Annotated in this window: 17 protein-coding genes; 11 read left to right on the forward strand and 6 right to left on the reverse strand. The window is 49.9% G+C overall.

The window, feature by feature from the left end:
• Window positions 1-71: 71 nt before the first annotated feature.
• Entirely contained in the window at window positions 72-491 is a 420-nt protein-coding gene (locus tag IDAT_RS03520; protein WP_034730555.1) for a FecR/PupR family sigma factor regulator, read from the reverse strand.
• Window positions 482-1066 (reverse strand): RNA polymerase sigma factor, encoded by a 585-nt coding sequence (locus IDAT_RS12960; RefSeq protein ID WP_051986551.1) that lies wholly within the window; start codon window positions 1064-1066, stop codon window positions 482-484. The genes IDAT_RS03520 and IDAT_RS12960 overlap by 10 nt, the downstream gene beginning before the upstream one ends.
• 156 nt (window positions 1067-1222) lie before the next feature.
• On the opposite strand from IDAT_RS12960, the gene IDAT_RS03530 reads away from it, so the two are divergent.
• Complete coding sequence (locus tag IDAT_RS03530; RefSeq protein ID WP_034730558.1) at window positions 1223-3088, forward strand: DUF885 domain-containing protein; 1866 nt, start codon at window positions 1223-1225, stop codon at window positions 3086-3088.
• An 8-nt stretch (window positions 3089-3096) separates the two neighbouring features.
• On the opposite strand, the gene IDAT_RS03535 is transcribed toward IDAT_RS03530, so the two are convergent.
• Window positions 3097-3897: an SDR family oxidoreductase gene (locus IDAT_RS03535; RefSeq protein WP_034730561.1), complete on the reverse strand. Its 801-nt coding sequence runs from the start codon at window positions 3895-3897 to the stop codon at window positions 3097-3099.
• A 174-nt stretch (window positions 3898-4071) separates the two neighbouring features.
• Between IDAT_RS03535 and IDAT_RS03540 the strand changes: the two genes are divergently transcribed.
• From IDAT_RS03540 to IDAT_RS03570, 7 genes are all read left to right on the forward strand, one after another.
• Entirely contained in the window at window positions 4072-4362 is a 291-nt protein-coding gene (locus tag IDAT_RS03540) for a helix-turn-helix domain-containing protein (protein ID WP_034730564.1), read from the forward strand.
• Window positions 4349-5566: a type II toxin-antitoxin system HipA family toxin gene (locus IDAT_RS03545; protein ID WP_244441596.1), complete on the forward strand. Its 1218-nt coding sequence runs from the start codon at window positions 4349-4351 to the stop codon at window positions 5564-5566. Before IDAT_RS03540 ends, IDAT_RS03545 begins: the two co-directional genes overlap by 14 nt.
• Before the next feature lie 87 nt (window positions 5567-5653).
• Window positions 5654-7804, forward strand: a complete 2151-nt coding sequence (locus tag IDAT_RS03550; RefSeq protein WP_034730829.1) for a TonB-dependent siderophore receptor — start codon at window positions 5654-5656, stop codon at window positions 7802-7804.
• Window positions 7805-7820: 16 nt separating this feature from the next.
• Entirely contained in the window at window positions 7821-8948 is a 1128-nt protein-coding gene (locus IDAT_RS03555; protein ID WP_081909738.1) for a PepSY-associated TM helix domain-containing protein, read from the forward strand.
• 80 nt (window positions 8949-9028) lie between these two features.
• The gene (locus IDAT_RS03560) at window positions 9029-9298 is read left to right on the forward strand and encodes a type II toxin-antitoxin system Phd/YefM family antitoxin (RefSeq protein WP_034730567.1); all 270 of its coding nucleotides are present in this window, start codon (window positions 9029-9031) and stop codon (window positions 9296-9298) included.
• Window positions 9282-9557 (forward strand): Txe/YoeB family addiction module toxin, encoded by a 276-nt coding sequence (locus IDAT_RS03565; protein ID WP_034730571.1) that lies wholly within the window; start codon window positions 9282-9284, stop codon window positions 9555-9557. The genes IDAT_RS03560 and IDAT_RS03565 overlap by 17 nt, the downstream gene beginning before the upstream one ends.
• A 132-nt stretch (window positions 9558-9689) precedes the next feature.
• Entirely contained in the window at window positions 9690-10124 is a 435-nt protein-coding gene (locus IDAT_RS03570; RefSeq protein ID WP_034730573.1) for a hypothetical protein, read from the forward strand.
• Between the two features lie 3 nt (window positions 10125-10127).
• Here IDAT_RS03570 and IDAT_RS03575 read toward each other — a convergent pair whose 3' ends face one another.
• Window positions 10128-10625, reverse strand: coding sequence for a DUF4411 family protein (locus tag IDAT_RS03575; RefSeq protein WP_051986553.1), 498 nt, complete (start codon window positions 10623-10625; stop codon window positions 10128-10130).
• Window positions 10622-11767, reverse strand: a complete 1146-nt coding sequence (locus IDAT_RS03580) for an ImmA/IrrE family metallo-endopeptidase (protein ID WP_034730576.1) — start codon at window positions 11765-11767, stop codon at window positions 10622-10624. The genes IDAT_RS03575 and IDAT_RS03580 overlap by 4 nt, the downstream gene beginning before the upstream one ends.
• A 156-nt stretch (window positions 11768-11923) precedes the next feature.
• On the opposite strand from IDAT_RS03580, the gene IDAT_RS03585 reads away from it, so the two are divergent.
• The 3 genes from IDAT_RS03585 to IDAT_RS03595 all read left to right on the forward strand — a co-directional run bounded on the left by IDAT_RS03585 (window position 11924) and on the right by IDAT_RS03595 (window position 16584).
• Window positions 11924-12295, forward strand: coding sequence for a VOC family protein (locus IDAT_RS03585; RefSeq protein WP_034730577.1), 372 nt, complete (start codon window positions 11924-11926; stop codon window positions 12293-12295).
• A 68-nt stretch (window positions 12296-12363) separates the two neighbouring features.
• Complete coding sequence (locus IDAT_RS03590) at window positions 12364-15480, forward strand: DUF3427 domain-containing protein (RefSeq protein ID WP_034730578.1); 3117 nt, start codon at window positions 12364-12366, stop codon at window positions 15478-15480.
• 117 nt (window positions 15481-15597) lie between these two features.
• Window positions 15598-16584 (forward strand): hypothetical protein, encoded by a 987-nt coding sequence (locus tag IDAT_RS03595; RefSeq protein ID WP_034730579.1) that lies wholly within the window; start codon window positions 15598-15600, stop codon window positions 16582-16584.
• 4 nt (window positions 16585-16588) lie between these two features.
• On the opposite strand, the gene ppiC is transcribed toward IDAT_RS03595, so the two are convergent.
• On the reverse strand, window positions 16589-16867 hold the full coding sequence (ppiC, locus tag IDAT_RS03600) for a peptidylprolyl isomerase PpiC (protein ID WP_034730580.1): 279 nt from the start codon (window positions 16865-16867) through the stop codon (window positions 16589-16591).
• Window positions 16868-16878: the final 11 nt, after the last annotated feature.

The following is a 16878-nucleotide window of genomic DNA, read 5'->3' on the forward strand; positions in this document are numbered from 1 at the left end:
AAATCCCCCTATCGCAAATGAAACTTTTTTTACGAGGGACTTTTCGACGGCTCTTCCGGAGGGTAAAAAACTTACAGCAAGAACGGGATCAAGGTGCCTACCACAACCAAGCCAATCACTACGTTGTACATCCAAGCTGGCGCTGAAAGGGTGTCGTGATGGTCGATAAGAATGGGGCCGGGTTCAACGTCAAGCGCAGGCGCCGCATGCAGGTTTGGAAATTGAATGACTTCGGATTTGTCGATCAGATGCTCCATGTGCCGCAGCATCGATGACTTCGCCCACATCTCAGACAATTGTAAAAAGGCAAGTTGATGCAAATGGTCACGGTTCAACCAGTCATAGAAATCTTGGCGCAACAGTGTTGCCGATGGACAAGCCGCGGCGAAGGCGTCGTCGTGCTCAAGCTTGTCTAACTGCACAATCCAGTCAGATGCTTGGTCGATGACGTCATCGGGAATGTCGTGAACAATCCAGTCTTCTATTTGCATACTGTTGAATCCATACGGCTTTGCTGAGACTCCTCGTTGACCGACTCAATCATGTATTGGCGGCATAGCTTCATGCCTTTTGCGAGATGATTTTCGACGGTCTTCACCGATATATTAAGCTCGGTGGCGATATCTTGATAGCGCTTGTTATGAATTTTTCGCAAGATAAAGACGTTACGGCAGATAGCGGGAAGACGATTGATTGCGGCCAGTAAATGGCGGTTCATGTCTTCGTTAATCACACTTTGTTCGGCGTTGTGGGTCGCTGCCATACTCAGTTGCATGCGCTGCTCTTCATGATACTGCCAGCGGATTTTGAGATGCCGCGCGCGTGAAATCACTAAGTTTTTCGCGATGGTGTAGGTAAGTGCGGCTAAGTTTTCATCTGACCATTTTTCGTTTCTGGCGCGCGCATCCTGCAAGCGCTGATACACTTTAAGCAATGCTTCTTGCGCAATTTCTTCGGCTTCTTGCTTCGGTACTTGCGCGCTCAAAAAGTGAATGAGCTTCGGAAATAGCTTAGTGTGCAAGCGATTAAAGCGTTGTTGCCAGATAAAGGAAAGTTTTGATGTCATCGTCACATTCTCTCGGTGTCTTTTATTCAGCGCAGGGCTATTTGCAAAGATAGGTCAAAACTTATTCTGTTGTAAATGATTTTGTTGGGTACGTGCTACTACGTACGCGAGAAGTTGTGTAGATTAGGGGGACTACAACTACAACAGGAGAGAGCCGTGAACAAAGCTAAATTAGCCGCTGCGATTTCGTTGGCGTTATTGGTCAGTGCATGCTCAGAAGCACCAAGCAATGACGACGCGCAAACGCAAAATCAGCAAGCCCAACAAACTGCACCAGCCGCGCCTTCAGCCGAGGTTATCGCCGCTGAATCAGAAAAAGCCAATCAGTTATTTGAAGACATTTTCATGGAAAATGTCATGCGCAGCCCAATGTTCCAAACCCGCCTAGGTATCGAAGATGACCAAGACAAATGGGACGATATTTCCGAAGCCAGCGCCGCTGAAGACCTCGAGCTTACCAAGCAACACCTCGCCCAAATCAATGCGATTGACCCTGCCAAGCTGAACGAGCAAACGCGCTTGAGCTGGCAGTTGATGAAGCAAGAGCTCGAAGAAGAAATTGCAGACTACCAATGGCGCCATTACAACTACCCAGTCAATCAAATGTTTGGCATGCACTCAGGCGTTGCGTCATTGCTCATCAACCAGCATCGCATTCAAGATGTGGACGATGCACAGGACTATATCGCGCGCTTGAATGGCCTACCTGAATTGTTCACACAACTCGAAGATGCCCTCAAGTTACGTGCAGAAAAGGGCATTATCGCACCTAAGTTTGTCTATCCGTACGTGATTAGCGATAGCAAAAACATCATCAGTGGCGCGCCATTCGATGACGGCGAAGCCAGTGCCTTGTGGGAAGACTTCAACACTAAAATCGGCAACCTCGATATTGAAGAAGCGCAATTCCAAGAGCTGCAGTCGCAAGCGCGCACAGCAATGCTGGAATCGGTTAAACCTGCCTATGAAAGCCTGATTGCTGCGGTTGAAGAGCTGGAACAGCAAGCCGATACCAAAGACGGCGCCTGGAAATTCCCAGACGGCGAAGCGTTTTACAACAATGCGTTGCAGCGCACTACCACCACTGACCTCACCGCTGAAGAAATTCATCAAATCGGTTTGAGCGAAGTCGACCGCATTCACAATGAAATGCGCGAAATCATGGCGAAAGTGGGATACGAAGGCACCTTGCAAGAGTTCTTCGTACACATGCGTAATAACCAAGACTTTATCTATCCGGATACCGCAGAAGGTCGCGAACGATACCTAAAAGAAGCGACCGCGCTGATTGATACCATGCGGACCCGCCTCGATGAACTGTTCATCACCAAGCCAAAATCCGACATGATCGTCAAAGCGGTGGAACCCTTCCGTGAAAAATCAGCAGGTAAGGCGTTCTATCAGCGTCCGTCAGCGGATGGCACGCGCCCAGGCATCTATTATGCGAACTTGTACGATATGGCCTCGATGCCAACCTACCAGATGGAAGCTTTGGCTTACCACGAAGGGATCCCAGGGCACCACATGCAAATCGCCATTCAGCAGGAGTTAGAAGACATTCCAAGCTTCCGCAAATTCGGTGGCGTGACGGCATACTCTGAAGGTTGGGGCTTGTACACCGAATTGTTACCGAAAGAGATCGGCTTCTATGAAGACCCTTACTCTGACTTTGGTCGCTTGGCGATGGAACTGTGGCGCGCAGTGCGTTTGGTGGTCGACACTGGTATTCACGCCAAACAATGGACGCGCGAAGAAAGCATCGATTTTTACGTGAACAACACGCCAAACGCCGAAGCGGACGCGCGTAAAATGGTCGAGCGCCACATTGTGATGCCAAGCCAAGCAACGGCTTACAAAATTGGCATGAATAAGATCTTGGAACTGCGTGAGAAAGCCAAAACCGCCCTCGGTGATGACTTTGATATCCGCGAATTCCACGACGTGGTGTTAGCGAACGGCCCAGTACCTTTAAATGTACTTGAGCAGTTTGTTGACGACTACATTGCCGAAAAGCAGGGTTAATTTCCTGCTTAAGCGCGCGCCAACCAGCGGTTGATTGCACGTACCAGCGAGCTCGGCGCGAGCTTGCTGGCCAGCAGCATCCGTTTGGTTTGGCCGCCGACCGGCCAATGCACGCGGTTGCCGCGATAGTAGGCCATGCGCACTACTGTCTCGGCAACATCCTCGGGGGCTAAGCGCACCCCCAAACGCCGCATGGTCGGCGTGGTTTCACCTTCGACCATGCGTGTTTGTACGAATAACGGCATGACGTCGAGCACGTTAATGCCTTTGTCTTGCCATTCAAGGTTCAGTGCTTCGGTGAGGCCGCGCACGGCAAACTTGCTGGTCGAATAACTGACCAGCGCCGGTTGTCCGTATATGGCACTGGCCGAACTCATATTAATCACCCGCGCACCAACGCGGCTACCAGCAGCGGCTTCGAGATGCGGTAAGGCGTGATAGCAGCCGGCGAGTACGCCCTGCACATTCACCCGTAACAGGCGTTCATGGTCTTCAATAGCAGTCGCGGTAAAATCCCCCGAGCACAACACTCCAGCATTGTTAAACACCACATTAATGCCGCCGCCTTCAGTGGTTTCGGCGAAGCGTGCTAACGCCGCGCACCACGAATCGTTGTCAGTGACATCGAGTTCACCGCGCATAAAGTTGCCATAAAAGTTGACGGGCACATCACCGGCGAGCTGCTCGAGCGCGGCGCTGTCGATATCGAAAGCTCCCACTCGCCAGCCCTCATGTAAAAAGCGTAACGCCGTTGCGCGGCCAATTCCGGCAGCCGCACCTGAAATGAAAATACTGGGTCGAGCGGACATATAAGTTCCATTTATTGAGTATCAAGTCGTCATTCATTATCAACGCCTTTGCAACAAGAGGTCAACGACTGTGCACAATTAATTCGAAACTTTAATAGGTAAAATATGACGAAATAATTGCTAAAACGCCAAATAATACTACTATAGAGGCAAGTCATAGTGAGAGTAACAGTCATGCAAGTAGTGAATGAATTTCATCAGGTCGTTGGCGAGCTTATCAAGCGCCATCGCGCGCAACGTATGGATCAGCGTGAGTTGGCAGCACGTATTGGGTGCAGCCAGCGCACTTTGACCCGTATTGAACAGGGACAACCGGTCAACTCAGAAACGTTATTCACGGCTTTAGCGGTGCTAGGGCAACTTGATGCATTTATGCAAGTTGCGGATGAAAAATTGCGCGCCGCCAGTCATTTGCCAGAGCGCAAACGCCAAACCGCCGATAGTGAGCTTGATGATGATTTCTAGTGCTTATGTATTTATCGAGGGACTTGCGGCAGAGCCTATCATCTGTGGGCGTATCGAACTGGATGCTACGGCGAACATTGGGCGCTTCATTTACGGTCGCTCCTACCTTGAACGCGCGGATGCTTTTGCCCTCGACCCAATTCATTTACCACTGACCAGCGGCACTAAAACCTGCACTTTACAGCATGGCCTATTCGGAGTCTTGAGCGATGCGGGCGCAGATGCGTGGGGACGCAAACTGATTTTGCAGTTGCACTCCACACAACCGCACAATGAACTCGAGTTTTTAATCGTGGGTGCTGGTATGGGGGTGGGCGCCATTAGCTTTAGCCTATCGCGCGACAAAGCAAAGGCTAAGCAGTCACCGAATACGCTGCAAGATATCGAGCTTTTGTTACAGGGTAAAAATAAAATCCTTGCGGCTGAAGACGTATCAGATGCCGTTAAACAAGCTTTCATTTACGGCTCAAGTATGGGCGGCGCACGCCCCAAAACTCTACTTACCCACCAGCGCAACGATTACCTTGTTAAATTCAATCGCCCGGACGATATCTACAATGTGGCGCGCGTCGAGCACGCGACCATGCGTATGCTGAGTGAGCTAGAAGCTGTAACCGTAGCACCAACGCAAGTGGTCACCAGCGAGCTCGGCGAAGATCTGTTGCTGGTCGAACGTTTTGACCGTTGTGATCACAAGGTCAGCCATCATTTTATAAGTGCCAATAGCCTACTTACCGACAGTACTGTGACGCAACGAAGTCTAAAGACGTGGTACAGCTATGCGCAACTGGCCGAGTTTTTACGTCAACACAGCAGCGTAGCAACCGACGCACATGAGTTGTATCTGCGCATGATATTTAACGTACTCATCGGCAATACCGATGACCACGCCCGTAATCACGCCTGTATTTATGCGCTACCCGGTGCGAAGGGGCCAGCAGGTTGGCGTCTATCACCAGCGTATGATGTGCTTCCCATCAGCGCATCTGGCCAACATGCGCTTGGCATTGGCGAACACGGGCGAGCGGGAACAGTCGACAATATAGTGTCGCAAGCGCGTCGCTTTGGCGTGCAGGAGTTCAAAGCACGTAAAATGCTACAGCAAGTGAAAGACCTCGTTGCGGAATGGCCGCATTACATGGCGAACGAAGGTGTGCATGAGGGTGATATACAGCGCTTAAAAAGCATCATTCCTAAACTCTAAAAAACGGTATTGCGAACTATTCGCATTTGCATTAAGATCCCCGGCATCCAAAATGAACAGATGCCAAAGAGGATCTAAGTTGTGAAAATGCTGTCTCGTGTTGCCGTAGCCGTAAGTATCGCCCTGACACCACAAGCTTTTGCTGCCGAATTGCCAGAACCGCAAACGGTGGAAGCCATGGAACGCCTCGAAATTCGTGGTGAACAACAAAGTGGCTATTTATCGAAAGACCAACAATCTGCCTCGAAGCTCGATTTGAGCATCAAAGAAACGCCGCAAACTGTTACCGTTATTACCGCCGAAAAACTGAAAGACTTTGCCCTTCACGATTTGAACAGTGCGTTGGAAAACTCCGCTACCATTAACGTCGAGCAAGTCGAAAGCGACCGCACCTACTACACCTCGCGTGGCTTCGCGGTGAATAACTTTCAAATCGACGGCTTAGGCTTACCGCTCGTCAATGACAACACCCACGGTCGCATCGACGCCGCCTTGTACGAACGGATTGAAGTGGTGCACGGTGCCAATGGCGTGATGACCGGTATCGGTAGTCCGTCGGCGACGGTCAACTTGGTCCGCAAACGTCCACAAAGCGAAACGAAAGGCTATGTGAGCGCCACCGCGGGCTCGTGGAACAGCTATCGTTTAGAAGCCGATTATTCAGCGGTGGTCAACGATGCGCTGCGCGTGCGTGCAGTGGTGGTTGCTGACGACCGCGAGTCCTACCTCGACCGTTACGCCAACGCTAGCCAAGTGTTCTATGCCGTTGCGGACTATGCGCCAACGCGTGACACCTTGATCACCTTTGGCCACAGCGAAACCAATAGCGAAACCGACGGCAACCTATGGGGCGCATTGACCCTTTATTACGGCGACGGCACGCCCACCAACTTCGAAGCCAGCACCAACATTGCCGCCGATTGGTCAGAGTGGAACGTGAAAGAAAGCCGCAGCTTCATCGACATTGAAACTGCATTAAGCGATTACTGGAACCTACGTGTTGCTTACAACCGGGTGCGCACCGACGAAGACAGCTATCTGTTCTATACCTACTTGGCAGACCCAGCGGCAGGACTCGACCCAGAAACCGGCTTGGGCTTAATCGGCTATGGCAGTGAATACGATCTTGACGACAAACAAGACACCTTCGATGCCTACTTAAGCGGAACCTTCAGTGCCTTTGGTCAAGAGCACCAATTGGTAGTGGGCGCTAACTACGCACGCTTGGACTACATCGACACAAGCCTGTATGACTTTCACACCGGCAATGGCTTTCCAGTCATGCCAGCATTAGAGGACTGGAACGGCAACACGCCATTCCCAGAATTCACCGATGGCCTAGCGGGAAGTGATATCGAGAACACGCAAAAAGCAGTGTACCTGCAAGGGCGTTTCTCGTTGACTGACGACTTGAAAGTACTCGCTGGTGGCCGCTACAACAGCTTCGAAACCGCAGGGTTTGGCTACGACGTTGACCAAAGCCGCGACGAGAGCGAGTTCGTGCCTTACTTTGGCGTGACCTACGCGGTCAATGACGCGCTTACTGTTTACGGCTCGTATACCGAAACTTTTATGGCGCAAAACTTGCGCGACGAGAACTTTGAACGCTTACCTGCGTTGACCGGTAAAAACAGCGAAATCGGCTTTAAAACTGACCTGTTTGACGGCGCCGCATTGCTGTCGGCGGCCTACTTTAATGTACAGCAAGAAAACCTTGGCGTGGGTGCGGGCGATGTCGTGAATCCAGCCACTGGCGTACCGGAGCCGGTCTATCGTGCTGTTGAGGGTATCGAAAGCAAAGGCTTCGAGGTTGAGCTCGCTGGCGAAATTCTCCCAGGACTACAAGGTAACGTTGCGTTGACCTCGTTTGCCGTCGACGGTGATCAGTTGGTTGAAGACTACACCCCTGAGAACCTGTTCCGTAGCTCGCTCACCTACCGTCCGACGGGCTTCGACAAATTAAAATTGGGCGCCACCTACATTTGGCAAGACACTATTTCGCGGGTGCAAGGCACTGTGGGTGAGATGTATGCCAACGCTGGTGACACTATTGTCACCACCCAAGATGCCTATGGCCGCTTGAATCTGATGGCAAGCTATCAAGTCACCGACGCCATGCTGGTGAGCTTCAACGTCAATAATGCAACGGACGAAAAGTACCTGAACAGCTTACTCTGGGCGCAGGGCTACTACGGCGCTGAACGTAACTTCTCAGCTAACCTAACGTACGCATTCTAAGGACTTTATTAGCGTTATGAGCATACGAAAATCACTGCATAAGTGGCATGGCTGGTTGGGGATCATTTTTATGATCCCCTTTCTGCTTATTTGCCTGACCGGAAGTATTCTGGTGTTTAAAAAAGAACTCGACAGCGTGTTGTTGCCTGAGGTCGCGACTTTAGCGCCGTCGGACGCGCCCCGTTTACCATTTGACACCCTGAAGAACCGCGTCAATGAACAGTTACCTGACTATGAAATAGGCAGTTGGGAAATCTTTCCCGCTGGGCATGACGAAGCCGATCGTGTTTTCGTAATCAAAGAAGGCACCGACATTTGGCACAAGGTGCATTTGAATCCATACACTGGCGAGTTACAGAGCCAACCCACCGAGCCGAGCCACTACTTTACCGACTGGCTGGTAGAGCTGCATTACACCTTGTTATTGAACGACATTGAGTGGCTTGAATTTAACTTTGCCACTGAGCACTTAGGCCTGCTCATCGGCTTAACGCTGGGGCTATTTTTGTTGTTTATGGGCGTGTCGGGGCTGATCATGTACCGCCGTTTTTGGGCACGCTTTTTCACCCTGCGCTGGAACCAGCGCATGTTAGTGGTATTTAGCGATCTGCATAAAATGGCCGGCACCTTTGCCTCACCTGTGTTACTGGTGCTAGGTATTACTGGCGTCTATTACAACGGCCTGATTTTTTACGAAGAGTGGACCGAACATGGCGGCGGCCAAGCCCATCACATCATGACCGAACGCTTGTATAGCGATCAGGTCAACATTGATGAGCTGGTGGCCGATAGTCGTGAGCGCATCGAGGACTTTAAACCGACGTACTTGCTGTTCCCGTTCGAACCGGAATTGCCGTTCACGGTGTTTGGCCGCGCGCCTACCGCGAACCCCTTGCTCAGCAACTACGGCAGCGTATCGAACTACGATGCCTTTAGCGGTGACTACCTGAGCACCTATAACCTGAACGAGCAGGGCGTGGGCATGAAGACGCTCGATGCCTTCCGTCGTCTGCACTTCGGCACTTGGGGCGGACTTGCGGTGAAAATTTGGTATAGCTTTGTTGGCGTACTGCCGCTACTGTTGGCGATTACCGGCACCTATATTTGGTGGCAGCGCCGCAACAAGCGGGCGCGCAAGCGCTAAAGAACGGCCGAGACTCACATTGCTTGATTGTACAATGTTCAGTACAATGATTGTGTTATTCGCTAGCACAAGGCATGTTTATGACCGTTAAAGTTATCACCTACAGCGAAGCGCGAGCAGCGCTTAAAGGTCACATGGAGGCCGTTGCCGAAGACCATATTCCAACGGTGATTACCAGTCAGCGAGGGCGTCCAGTAGTGATGCTCTCATTGGAAGACTATACCAGCATGGAAGAGACCATCCACCTGCTTAGCTCGCCTGCCAACGCTAGCCGTTTGGCAGAATCCATCGAGCAATTTAAGCAAGGTAAGGCTTCGCAGCGGGGCCTTATCGATGACCAAGAAGACTGAGTGTTTATTAAGTTGGACGCCACATGCTTGTGCAGATTACCTGTCTTGGGAAAAGCAGCCGCAAAAGCGCAAAGCGATCAACAAGCTGATCAAAGAATGCATGCGCACCCCTTTTGCCGGTTTGGGCAAACCCGAACCTCTGAAGGGCAGCCTCACGGGCTTCTGGTCACGCCGTATCGACCGTGAACACCGTTTAGTCTATCACTACGAAGAGGGGCATTTGACGATACTGCAATGCCGTTATCACTATGAAAAATAAATTACTGTGTTGGCGGATACCCTCGAGCAGGAAGAAGCATTGGCGGGCGACATTCGCATTCGCTACACTGACTATGACTGGTCGTTGAATAGCCCTGAGAATGCGGGGCTCTAGCGCTTTTAGGAGGCAATCATGTGGCGAGCTTTGATAGTGATATTGGCGATGAGCGCGCTGGTCGGCTGCGCGTCGCCCAGTACGACCAACATGATTGGCACCGCCCGCGCGCCGCTGACAGCCGACCAAGTGACCGTATATTTACAAGACCCCGCTTGCTTTGAAGCCATCGCCTTGTTGACCGCCACCAGCGACGCCTCGTTCACCTTTAGCGAACAAGCCCAAATGGACGCTGTGTTGCTGCGCTTGCGCGAAGCCGCCGCTCGAGTGGGTGCCAACGGCGTGTTGTTGAAACGCACTGGCGAACAACGTGATGATTCGGTATACGTCGGTACTGGTGTCGGTGGCTATGGCGGCAACGTCGGCTTCGGCATCAACATCGGCAAATCGTTCGGGCTGATGGACAAAACCGCCGAAGGCGTGGCGATTTGGGTGTTGGAGAACTGTGATTAGGAGCTAGAGAATAAACTGATCGCCAGAAGCTTCCAGCACGTCAAAGATGTCAGTCGTTGGAACATGGAACTGTTTGGCAACATTTGGGATTTTTACTTTGGTGCTAAATTCATCTGTTGGTTTCTCATGAGTAACAACCGTGGCATTCAAAGTCATAGCTTTTGCGATTAGCCAAGGATCTGCTCCATCTAAAAACCTTATCACTTCTGCTTTTTTGTAGCGTAAGTGAGTTGAAACGTAGTTCGCAATAACAGCGAAGTTGCTCTGGTCAACTTCACTTTTTGAATCTCCGAAAAAGTGCTTTTGTGACTGCGACCACAAGTGTAAGTCGTCACCATTTTTTGATGAACGTGTAAGTTCGTTGTAGACCTGATCAATACTTTGCAACTGAAATTTTTGATGTCGCTTCAGTAACCAATCCCAATAGGCAGGAACAACTTTCATGCGGTAATGCCGTGATTTTGCCTCAATGAACGAGTTTGCATCTAAAAGATAAATCACCAGCCCAACACCTTGTCAGCAAAGTTTTTCAAGCTATCGGGCTTTACGCCGATAAGATGATGAGCGTCACGGAGTAACATACGTCCGCTGAGCGCCTCGCTAGCTACTGCGCGAGCTAATTTGCGACTATATCGCGTACTTATCAGCTGGTAGTAGGATGGCCCGCCAGCTTGGTCTTGCTTCTTTTTGTTATGTGCGTTCAGCACCTCTCGGTAAAAGGTCCAGAAAGTGGCGCTATCAATGTAATCAAATTCAAGAGCGCGGCGTGCTATCACCCACTGGCTTACATGGAAGTGCAAGGCAAGGTCGGGCAGGTTGCGACGCCAATCCTCGAGTTCATGTTGCCAAACTGCTTGGAACTCGTTAGACGGGACTAAAAACTCGGCAGCGATGCGATTACAGAACTTCTCAACGTGGTTCGTGTTTTTGGGGCTTAGGTCGGACACGCCAGACTCACCAACCAGCAAGTGAGCAAATTCGTGGATAAGCGTGAAAAGCTGCGCTTGCGGAGCATCGGACGCGTTAATAAAAATGACAGGGGCATAGTCATCAGTGATGGCGAAACCGCGAAATTCATCAGCACTCAGGTGACGTGAGGTACTGTTACCGACAACGCTATTGCGCATTACCAGTGCGCCGATATCTTCAATGCGATGAATGAGTTGGCGAAGGTACTCCTCAAACTGACGTGGACGCTCGCTGAACTGGCTACCGAGTAGCATTTGAGTAGTGGCCAAGGTACTTACGAGGTCATTTATACTACAGCTATCAATCCAATCAATTGTGTCGCGAGCTTCGCTGAGACAGTAGTCGCGATACCAATCCTGACGCTCGGTCGCAATAAGAATAGTATCGCGTAATTCAAGACTGTAGCCACCAAGTGGATGGTCCCCAACGGTACGAAGATCAGGCAACGGTAATTGTTCTTCTGGTGGCGCATCAAGAAACAAAAAACCAAATGGAATATAGGTCTTGGCGGCAAACTTCTGTGCGGCGCTGAAAGATGGTTTTTGCAGACCGCTCTCCCAAGCATCTATTTTTTCAGCTGGAACCTTGAGTTTGCTCGCAATGTCAGCCACAGCAAAGCCTGCTCGTTGGCGAGCCCAGCTCAAAAGTTGCGGGTTGACGAGTGCTTCAGCCATGTTGCTCCACCGGTATCGTGTATATGTAGAGTGAGAGTATAACGCAATTTTTTTTGGTGTGAATGGTGAAAAATTAGACACTCATTGTCAGTCTGATGCTAACCTCTAGACAGATTATTTCTCATCATCACGGATGTGTAAGAAAGGAACGTAGTTATGAACTTAGGCGCATTTTCAATGAGTTTGGCAGTCAAAGATTTGACCGCATCCTTAGCTTTTTACAAAAAACTAGGCTTTGAACCCCTTGCCGATATGAGCGAACAAGGTTGGGCCATTTTAAAGAACGGCGACCACGTGATCGGCCTCTTTGGCAAGTATATCGACGAAAACATTCTCACCTTTAACCCAGGCTGGGACCAAAGCGGCAAGAACGTTGAGCCCTTTACCGACATTCGCGAGCTGCGCGCGCAGCTAGAAGCTGCTGGCATCGAGGTTTTTAATGCCAACCTTGATGGCCCCGATAGCCGCGGTAGCTTGATGATTCGCGACCCGGATGGGAATGCGATTTTGTTGGACCAGCATCGGTAGGTTGCTTGCTCGGATGGTCAAAACCTGGCACTTTAGCTTACAAGCATGAAAGCTAGGGATGACAGGTAATGAAGGAAGGATTTTACGAGCTTCTGAAAAATGATGCGCTGGCGCAAAAGATTGCAGATTCAGGTTTAGAAGAAATAAGCGAAAGGCTAGATCTAACAACGAGTAGTCGTCATTTAGCCGAAGTTTTCACCGAAGAAATATCCAATGCTTTAGCAGAACTGCAAAGCGACGGAAGTAAATCTGATCAGCGTCTACATCGTCAAATTGAAATTCTAAACGACTTAATCGTCTACGCACGTCAGCTTGCGAATATCGAACCGCAATCAAGTTATCTTAGTCCTCCTGAGGTTCTGCGAGCGCTTCACAAACCAAACCATAGCGTGGACCTGCCGCAGGTTGGTATGGCACAACCGTGGCTGTTTACCTCAGGAAAAGACTCACCTGCTTTATTTCATGAACTCAAAGCTGAGCTTTCGAGTTGTAAGCATGTCGACATTTTGATGAGTTTTATCACCGTGGCAGGTGTTCGCAAAATCATCAATCTGCTGCGGGATATAACCGCGGTCGATGCGCAGCAAAACTCGCGCACAAGTTTAAGAATTATTACGACAACTTACACCGGTGCGACCGATCTTAAAGCAGTGCAAATGTTGGCTGAGTTACCAAACTGCGAAGTTAAGGTTTCCCTCGATGGCCGTCGTAATCGTTTGCACGCGAAGGCTTGGATCTTCGAGCGTGAAACAGGTTTTGGCTCCGCTTATGTGGGGAGTGCTAATCTTTCTGGTGCGGCACTAATGGGCGGACTCGAGTGGACGGTAAAGTTCACCGAAAAAAGCCAAAACTTCCTGTATCAACGCGCCCGTGCGCATTTCGAGACCTTGTGGCAAGACGAGGAGTTTCAGACCTTTGATCCACATAATGAGACTCATCGAAACGAGCTACGAGCCGCGCTAGCTAGAGAAAGTGGCCAGCGTGATTATGGTGACAACGTTATCACCACATTTTTTGATATCCAGGCAAAACCGTTCCAGCAAATTATTCTCGATCAGCTTGAAAATGAGCGTGCACATGGGCGATACCGCAACCTCTTAGTTGCTGCCACAGGTACGGGAAAGACGGTGATGGCGGCGCTGGATTATAAGCGACTTTGTAAGCAGGAGGGCGGCGAACCGAGACTGTTATTTGTGGCGCACCGCAAGGAAATTCTTCAGCAGTCACTACAGACATTTAGACATGTCATGCGTAACGGAAACTTTGGTGATTACCTAGCGGACGGATATGAACCGGAGTCCTACACTCATTTGTTTGCGACCATCCAAAGTTTGAATAGTCGGGAGCTGGTTGAAGAGCTCGGCTCTGATTATTGGAATATGGTTATCATTGATGAGTGTCACCACATCGCTGCTCCCTCCTTTCTTCAACTAATAGAGGGTCTTCAACCGAAGTATCTTTTGGGCTTGACCGCAACGCCTGAGCGTACTGATGGATTAAATATTCTCCAGCATTTTGATTTGAGACCAGATGGTACACCGTCTGCACAGATGCGCTTATGGCACGCTTTAGAGCAGCAATTACTTGCACCATTTGAATACTATGCGTGTGCTGATGGCATCGATTATTCCGGTGTCAACTGGCGGAGCACAAATCAGGTAGCACAATTGGACCAGTTGCTCACCGGAGAACGTGGCCGCGCCCTTGCGGTGTTGCGCGCCTGGGAAGAGCATGTGAGTTCAATCACGGAATGCCGAGCATTGGCGTTCTGCGTCTCAATTGCTCATGCGGAATATATGACACGATTCTTTAATGGGCATGGCGTTAAAGCTGCACTCGTCACAGGTCAGACGCCAGCGCAAGAACGAGCACAATTACCGAAGCTTCTGGAACGACGAGAAATCAACGTGATTGTGACAGTTGATCTTTACAACGAGGGTGTCGATTTACCGTTTGTAGATACACTTTTGTTACTGCGTCCGACACAAAGTGTGACTTTGTTTCAGCAGCAAATTGGGCGGGGACTTCGTCTTCATGACGGGAAAGAAAGTTGTTTGATTCTTGATTTTGTTGGCCAGTACTCAGAAGACTTTCGTTTCGATATTTTGTACAGCGCAATTACAGGCTTGTCGAAACGACAAGTGGTTGATGGCGTTGAATACGGTTTTGGACACTTGCCGCCGGGCTGTTATCTGCAAATGCAAAAGCAAGCGCGTGAGCAGATTCTGAAGAGTTTACGCTTTGCCGTAAATTTGAATTGGAATCGTCTGCAAACTGAACTTACCAGTTACCGAGCGCGACACGGAGTGCAAGATGTTCATTTAGCAGAATTCGTTCGCGAGCAAGCTTTAGAGTTCGAGGATATTTATCGAAAGAATGGCGCTTCGGGCTGGACCCGTTTAAAGCGTGATGCACAGATATTGGAAGATAGACCTTCGGAACTCGAAACTCGCCTCAACCGCCGCTTTAAAGATGTGTTACACATCGACGATCCCGATTATTTGGCAGTGATGCGCGCCATCGGTAAGGGTTCGCTTGATACCGATGCTCTCTCGCGTAAGCGTGCGCTCATGTTGGCTTATCAAATATGCGGAGGAAGTGGTATTCAGACGGTTGATGGGTTTCTTGATGACTTGTCGCGTACGCCAGAGTTATTGGTCGAGTTGGTGGAGCTTGCTGACGCGTTGGATGCTGCCACGAACGAGCAATTTAGTCCGTTACCGGAGCTCGAGTCATCGGGTTTGAAGCTGCATAGTGCCTATCAAAATCGAGAGATTATGACCGCAGTTGGTTACCATACCGAATCGCATTTTGCAGCGGTGCGAGAGGGTGTTTGGCGTGACCAAGAAGCCAAGATAGAGCTGCTTTTTGTCACCCTCGACAAGCAAAACGCGCTGCATGAAGGTGTCGCATACGATGACTATGCGATCAACCGAGAACTGTTTCATTGGCAAACTCAAAATACTGCTGCACCTCACACCACAGCTGGGCGTCGCTACCTTGAAAGTGCGACAAATGGCTGGCGCTTTCAGCTATTTGTCCGACTAAACAAGCAGCAACCCTATCGTGCTTGTGGACCGCTCGAGTTCGTAAAAAGTGAGGGAGAACGGCCGATGAGTATTACGTGGAAGTTGAAGTATCCGCTTACGGCACGGCTTTTTCAGGAATATTCGATTGCGCGATGACATTTGGCTGCTTATGTTTGTTAGCGCTGAGGTGTCCGCCACTGTCCACTGCAATGTCTGTAATTAGAGTATTTAGAGAGATAGATTCAGTTGGCACCTACAAAAAAGGAGAACAGGATGCCATCAAGTAACTCTAATGAGTCTTTTAATATTTCAGCAGGACTGAGAGCGCACACTACTGAAAAACACAATGTCATTGCCTTGCAATGCGGTATTCATGACAAGACTGTTCAGCGTGCTATGAATGGGAAATTAGTATCTGCAGATACTGTTATGAAGATTGCACGCGGACTGGGCTTGGAGTTAGACGACCTAGTTAAGCAAGAATATTGCGGACGTGTTTGGATCGCCGCGCGAGGTGGAGACTTCCTCAAATTTGTTGCAATGGACTTTTATGACACTCTTGTTGAGGCAATACTCAAGATAACCGAAGAAGTTCGTGGATCTATCACGGAGCTGTCAAATGATGCTGTCGCGGTTGAAATTAAAGAGTCCGCCAATGAGATTTCTGTTTCGATAAGTTCGAAGTTAAATAGTTATGCGGCTAACTGGAAATTACGTCCCGCACGCTTGCGCGAAAGCGGTGTCTGCTATGAAAGATTCTCCAATTGGGACGATTTGAATTGGCATGACGCAAAGTTTGATCTGATGCTCAACCTATCGGATGACGTCACATTAAATGATTTACCCTACGTTTCAAAAATTCTCCCAGTGGGATGGATTGTGACGTTTTTGAATCCTGATGAAGTCGGACTGAAACAGAGGGTCGGAGTACAACATTTTGCTACCGATGCAGATTTTTGTGCTTCGATTAACGAGTTTCTCTCGACAGGACCTGTAATCAACGTCGAATTCGACGAGAGACTGCTGAGAATCGTCATTCATTTAAAGTTAGGGAGGTTAGAGCGACGAAAGATATTGATTGAGCGAGCAGCATTCGCGCCAGGTGGTAATCCCTACAAAGCCAGTTTCAATCGGCAGTTGGCTGAAGTCATGGTTCGTGAAATTAGCACACCAAACGAGCCCCGGCTAACATGTTTAATGGGCGATACCACGGAGGTGCGACCGTTTGGGCCGTGCGCAAAATCGATGTCGACCTATTAAAGCATCACCCGCGCGACAACACCTTAATCAAGTGCCAGCCGAACTGCGTTTTCACCGGTCCATGCACCTCCAGCGTGGGCTTGCCGAACACGACTTTGTCAAAGGCTGGCACCATTTGACCGCGACGAAATTCGCCAAGGTCACCGCCTTTTTTGCCTGACGGGCAAAGTGAGTGCTTGCGCGCTAAATCACTAAACTTCTTGCCCGCAGCAAGCTGCTTTTTCAGTTCTGCGGCTTGTTCTTGGGTCTTTACCAGAATGTGTAGAGCGTGAGCGCGGGCCATGGTGGTCTCCA

Source organism: Pseudidiomarina atlantica, from assembly GCF_000753735.1.
GTDB classification, from domain to species: Bacteria; Pseudomonadota; Gammaproteobacteria; order Enterobacterales; family Alteromonadaceae; genus Pseudidiomarina; species Pseudidiomarina atlantica.

Excerpts from the sequence above, each read along its gene's own strand:
- IDAT_RS12960 (WP_051986551.1), bottom strand. The coding sequence starts at position 1,066 with ATGACATCAAAACTTTCCTTTATCTGGCAACAACGCTTTAATCGCTTG.
- IDAT_RS03555 (WP_081909738.1), top strand. The coding sequence starts at position 7,821 with ATGAGCATACGAAAATCACTGCATAAGTGGCATGGCTGGTTGGGGATC.
- ppiC (WP_034730580.1), bottom strand. The coding sequence starts at position 16,867 with ATGGCCCGCGCTCACGCTCTACACATTCTGGTAAAGACCCAAGAACAA.
- IDAT_RS03595 (WP_034730579.1), top strand. The coding sequence starts at position 15,598 with ATGCCATCAAGTAACTCTAATGAGTCTTTTAATATTTCAGCAGGACTG.
- IDAT_RS03535 (WP_034730561.1), bottom strand. The coding sequence starts at position 3,897 with ATGTCCGCTCGACCCAGTATTTTCATTTCAGGTGCGGCTGCCGGAATT.
- IDAT_RS03520 (WP_034730555.1), bottom strand. The coding sequence starts at position 491 with ATGCAAATAGAAGACTGGATTGTTCACGACATTCCCGATGACGTCATC.
- IDAT_RS03580 (WP_034730576.1), bottom strand. The coding sequence starts at position 11,767 with ATGGCTGAAGCACTCGTCAACCCGCAACTTTTGAGCTGGGCTCGCCAA.
- IDAT_RS03550 (WP_034730829.1), top strand. The coding sequence starts at position 5,654 with ATGCTGTCTCGTGTTGCCGTAGCCGTAAGTATCGCCCTGACACCACAA.
- IDAT_RS03540 (WP_034730564.1), top strand. The coding sequence starts at position 4,072 with ATGCAAGTAGTGAATGAATTTCATCAGGTCGTTGGCGAGCTTATCAAG.
- IDAT_RS03560 (WP_034730567.1), top strand. The coding sequence starts at position 9,029 with ATGACCGTTAAAGTTATCACCTACAGCGAAGCGCGAGCAGCGCTTAAA.
- IDAT_RS03585 (WP_034730577.1), top strand. The coding sequence starts at position 11,924 with ATGAACTTAGGCGCATTTTCAATGAGTTTGGCAGTCAAAGATTTGACC.
- IDAT_RS03570 (WP_034730573.1), top strand. The coding sequence starts at position 9,690 with ATGTGGCGAGCTTTGATAGTGATATTGGCGATGAGCGCGCTGGTCGGC.
- IDAT_RS03565 (WP_034730571.1), top strand. The coding sequence starts at position 9,282 with ATGACCAAGAAGACTGAGTGTTTATTAAGTTGGACGCCACATGCTTGT.
- IDAT_RS03545 (WP_244441596.1), top strand. The coding sequence starts at position 4,349 with ATGATGATTTCTAGTGCTTATGTATTTATCGAGGGACTTGCGGCAGAG.
- IDAT_RS03590 (WP_034730578.1), top strand. The coding sequence starts at position 12,364 with ATGAAGGAAGGATTTTACGAGCTTCTGAAAAATGATGCGCTGGCGCAA.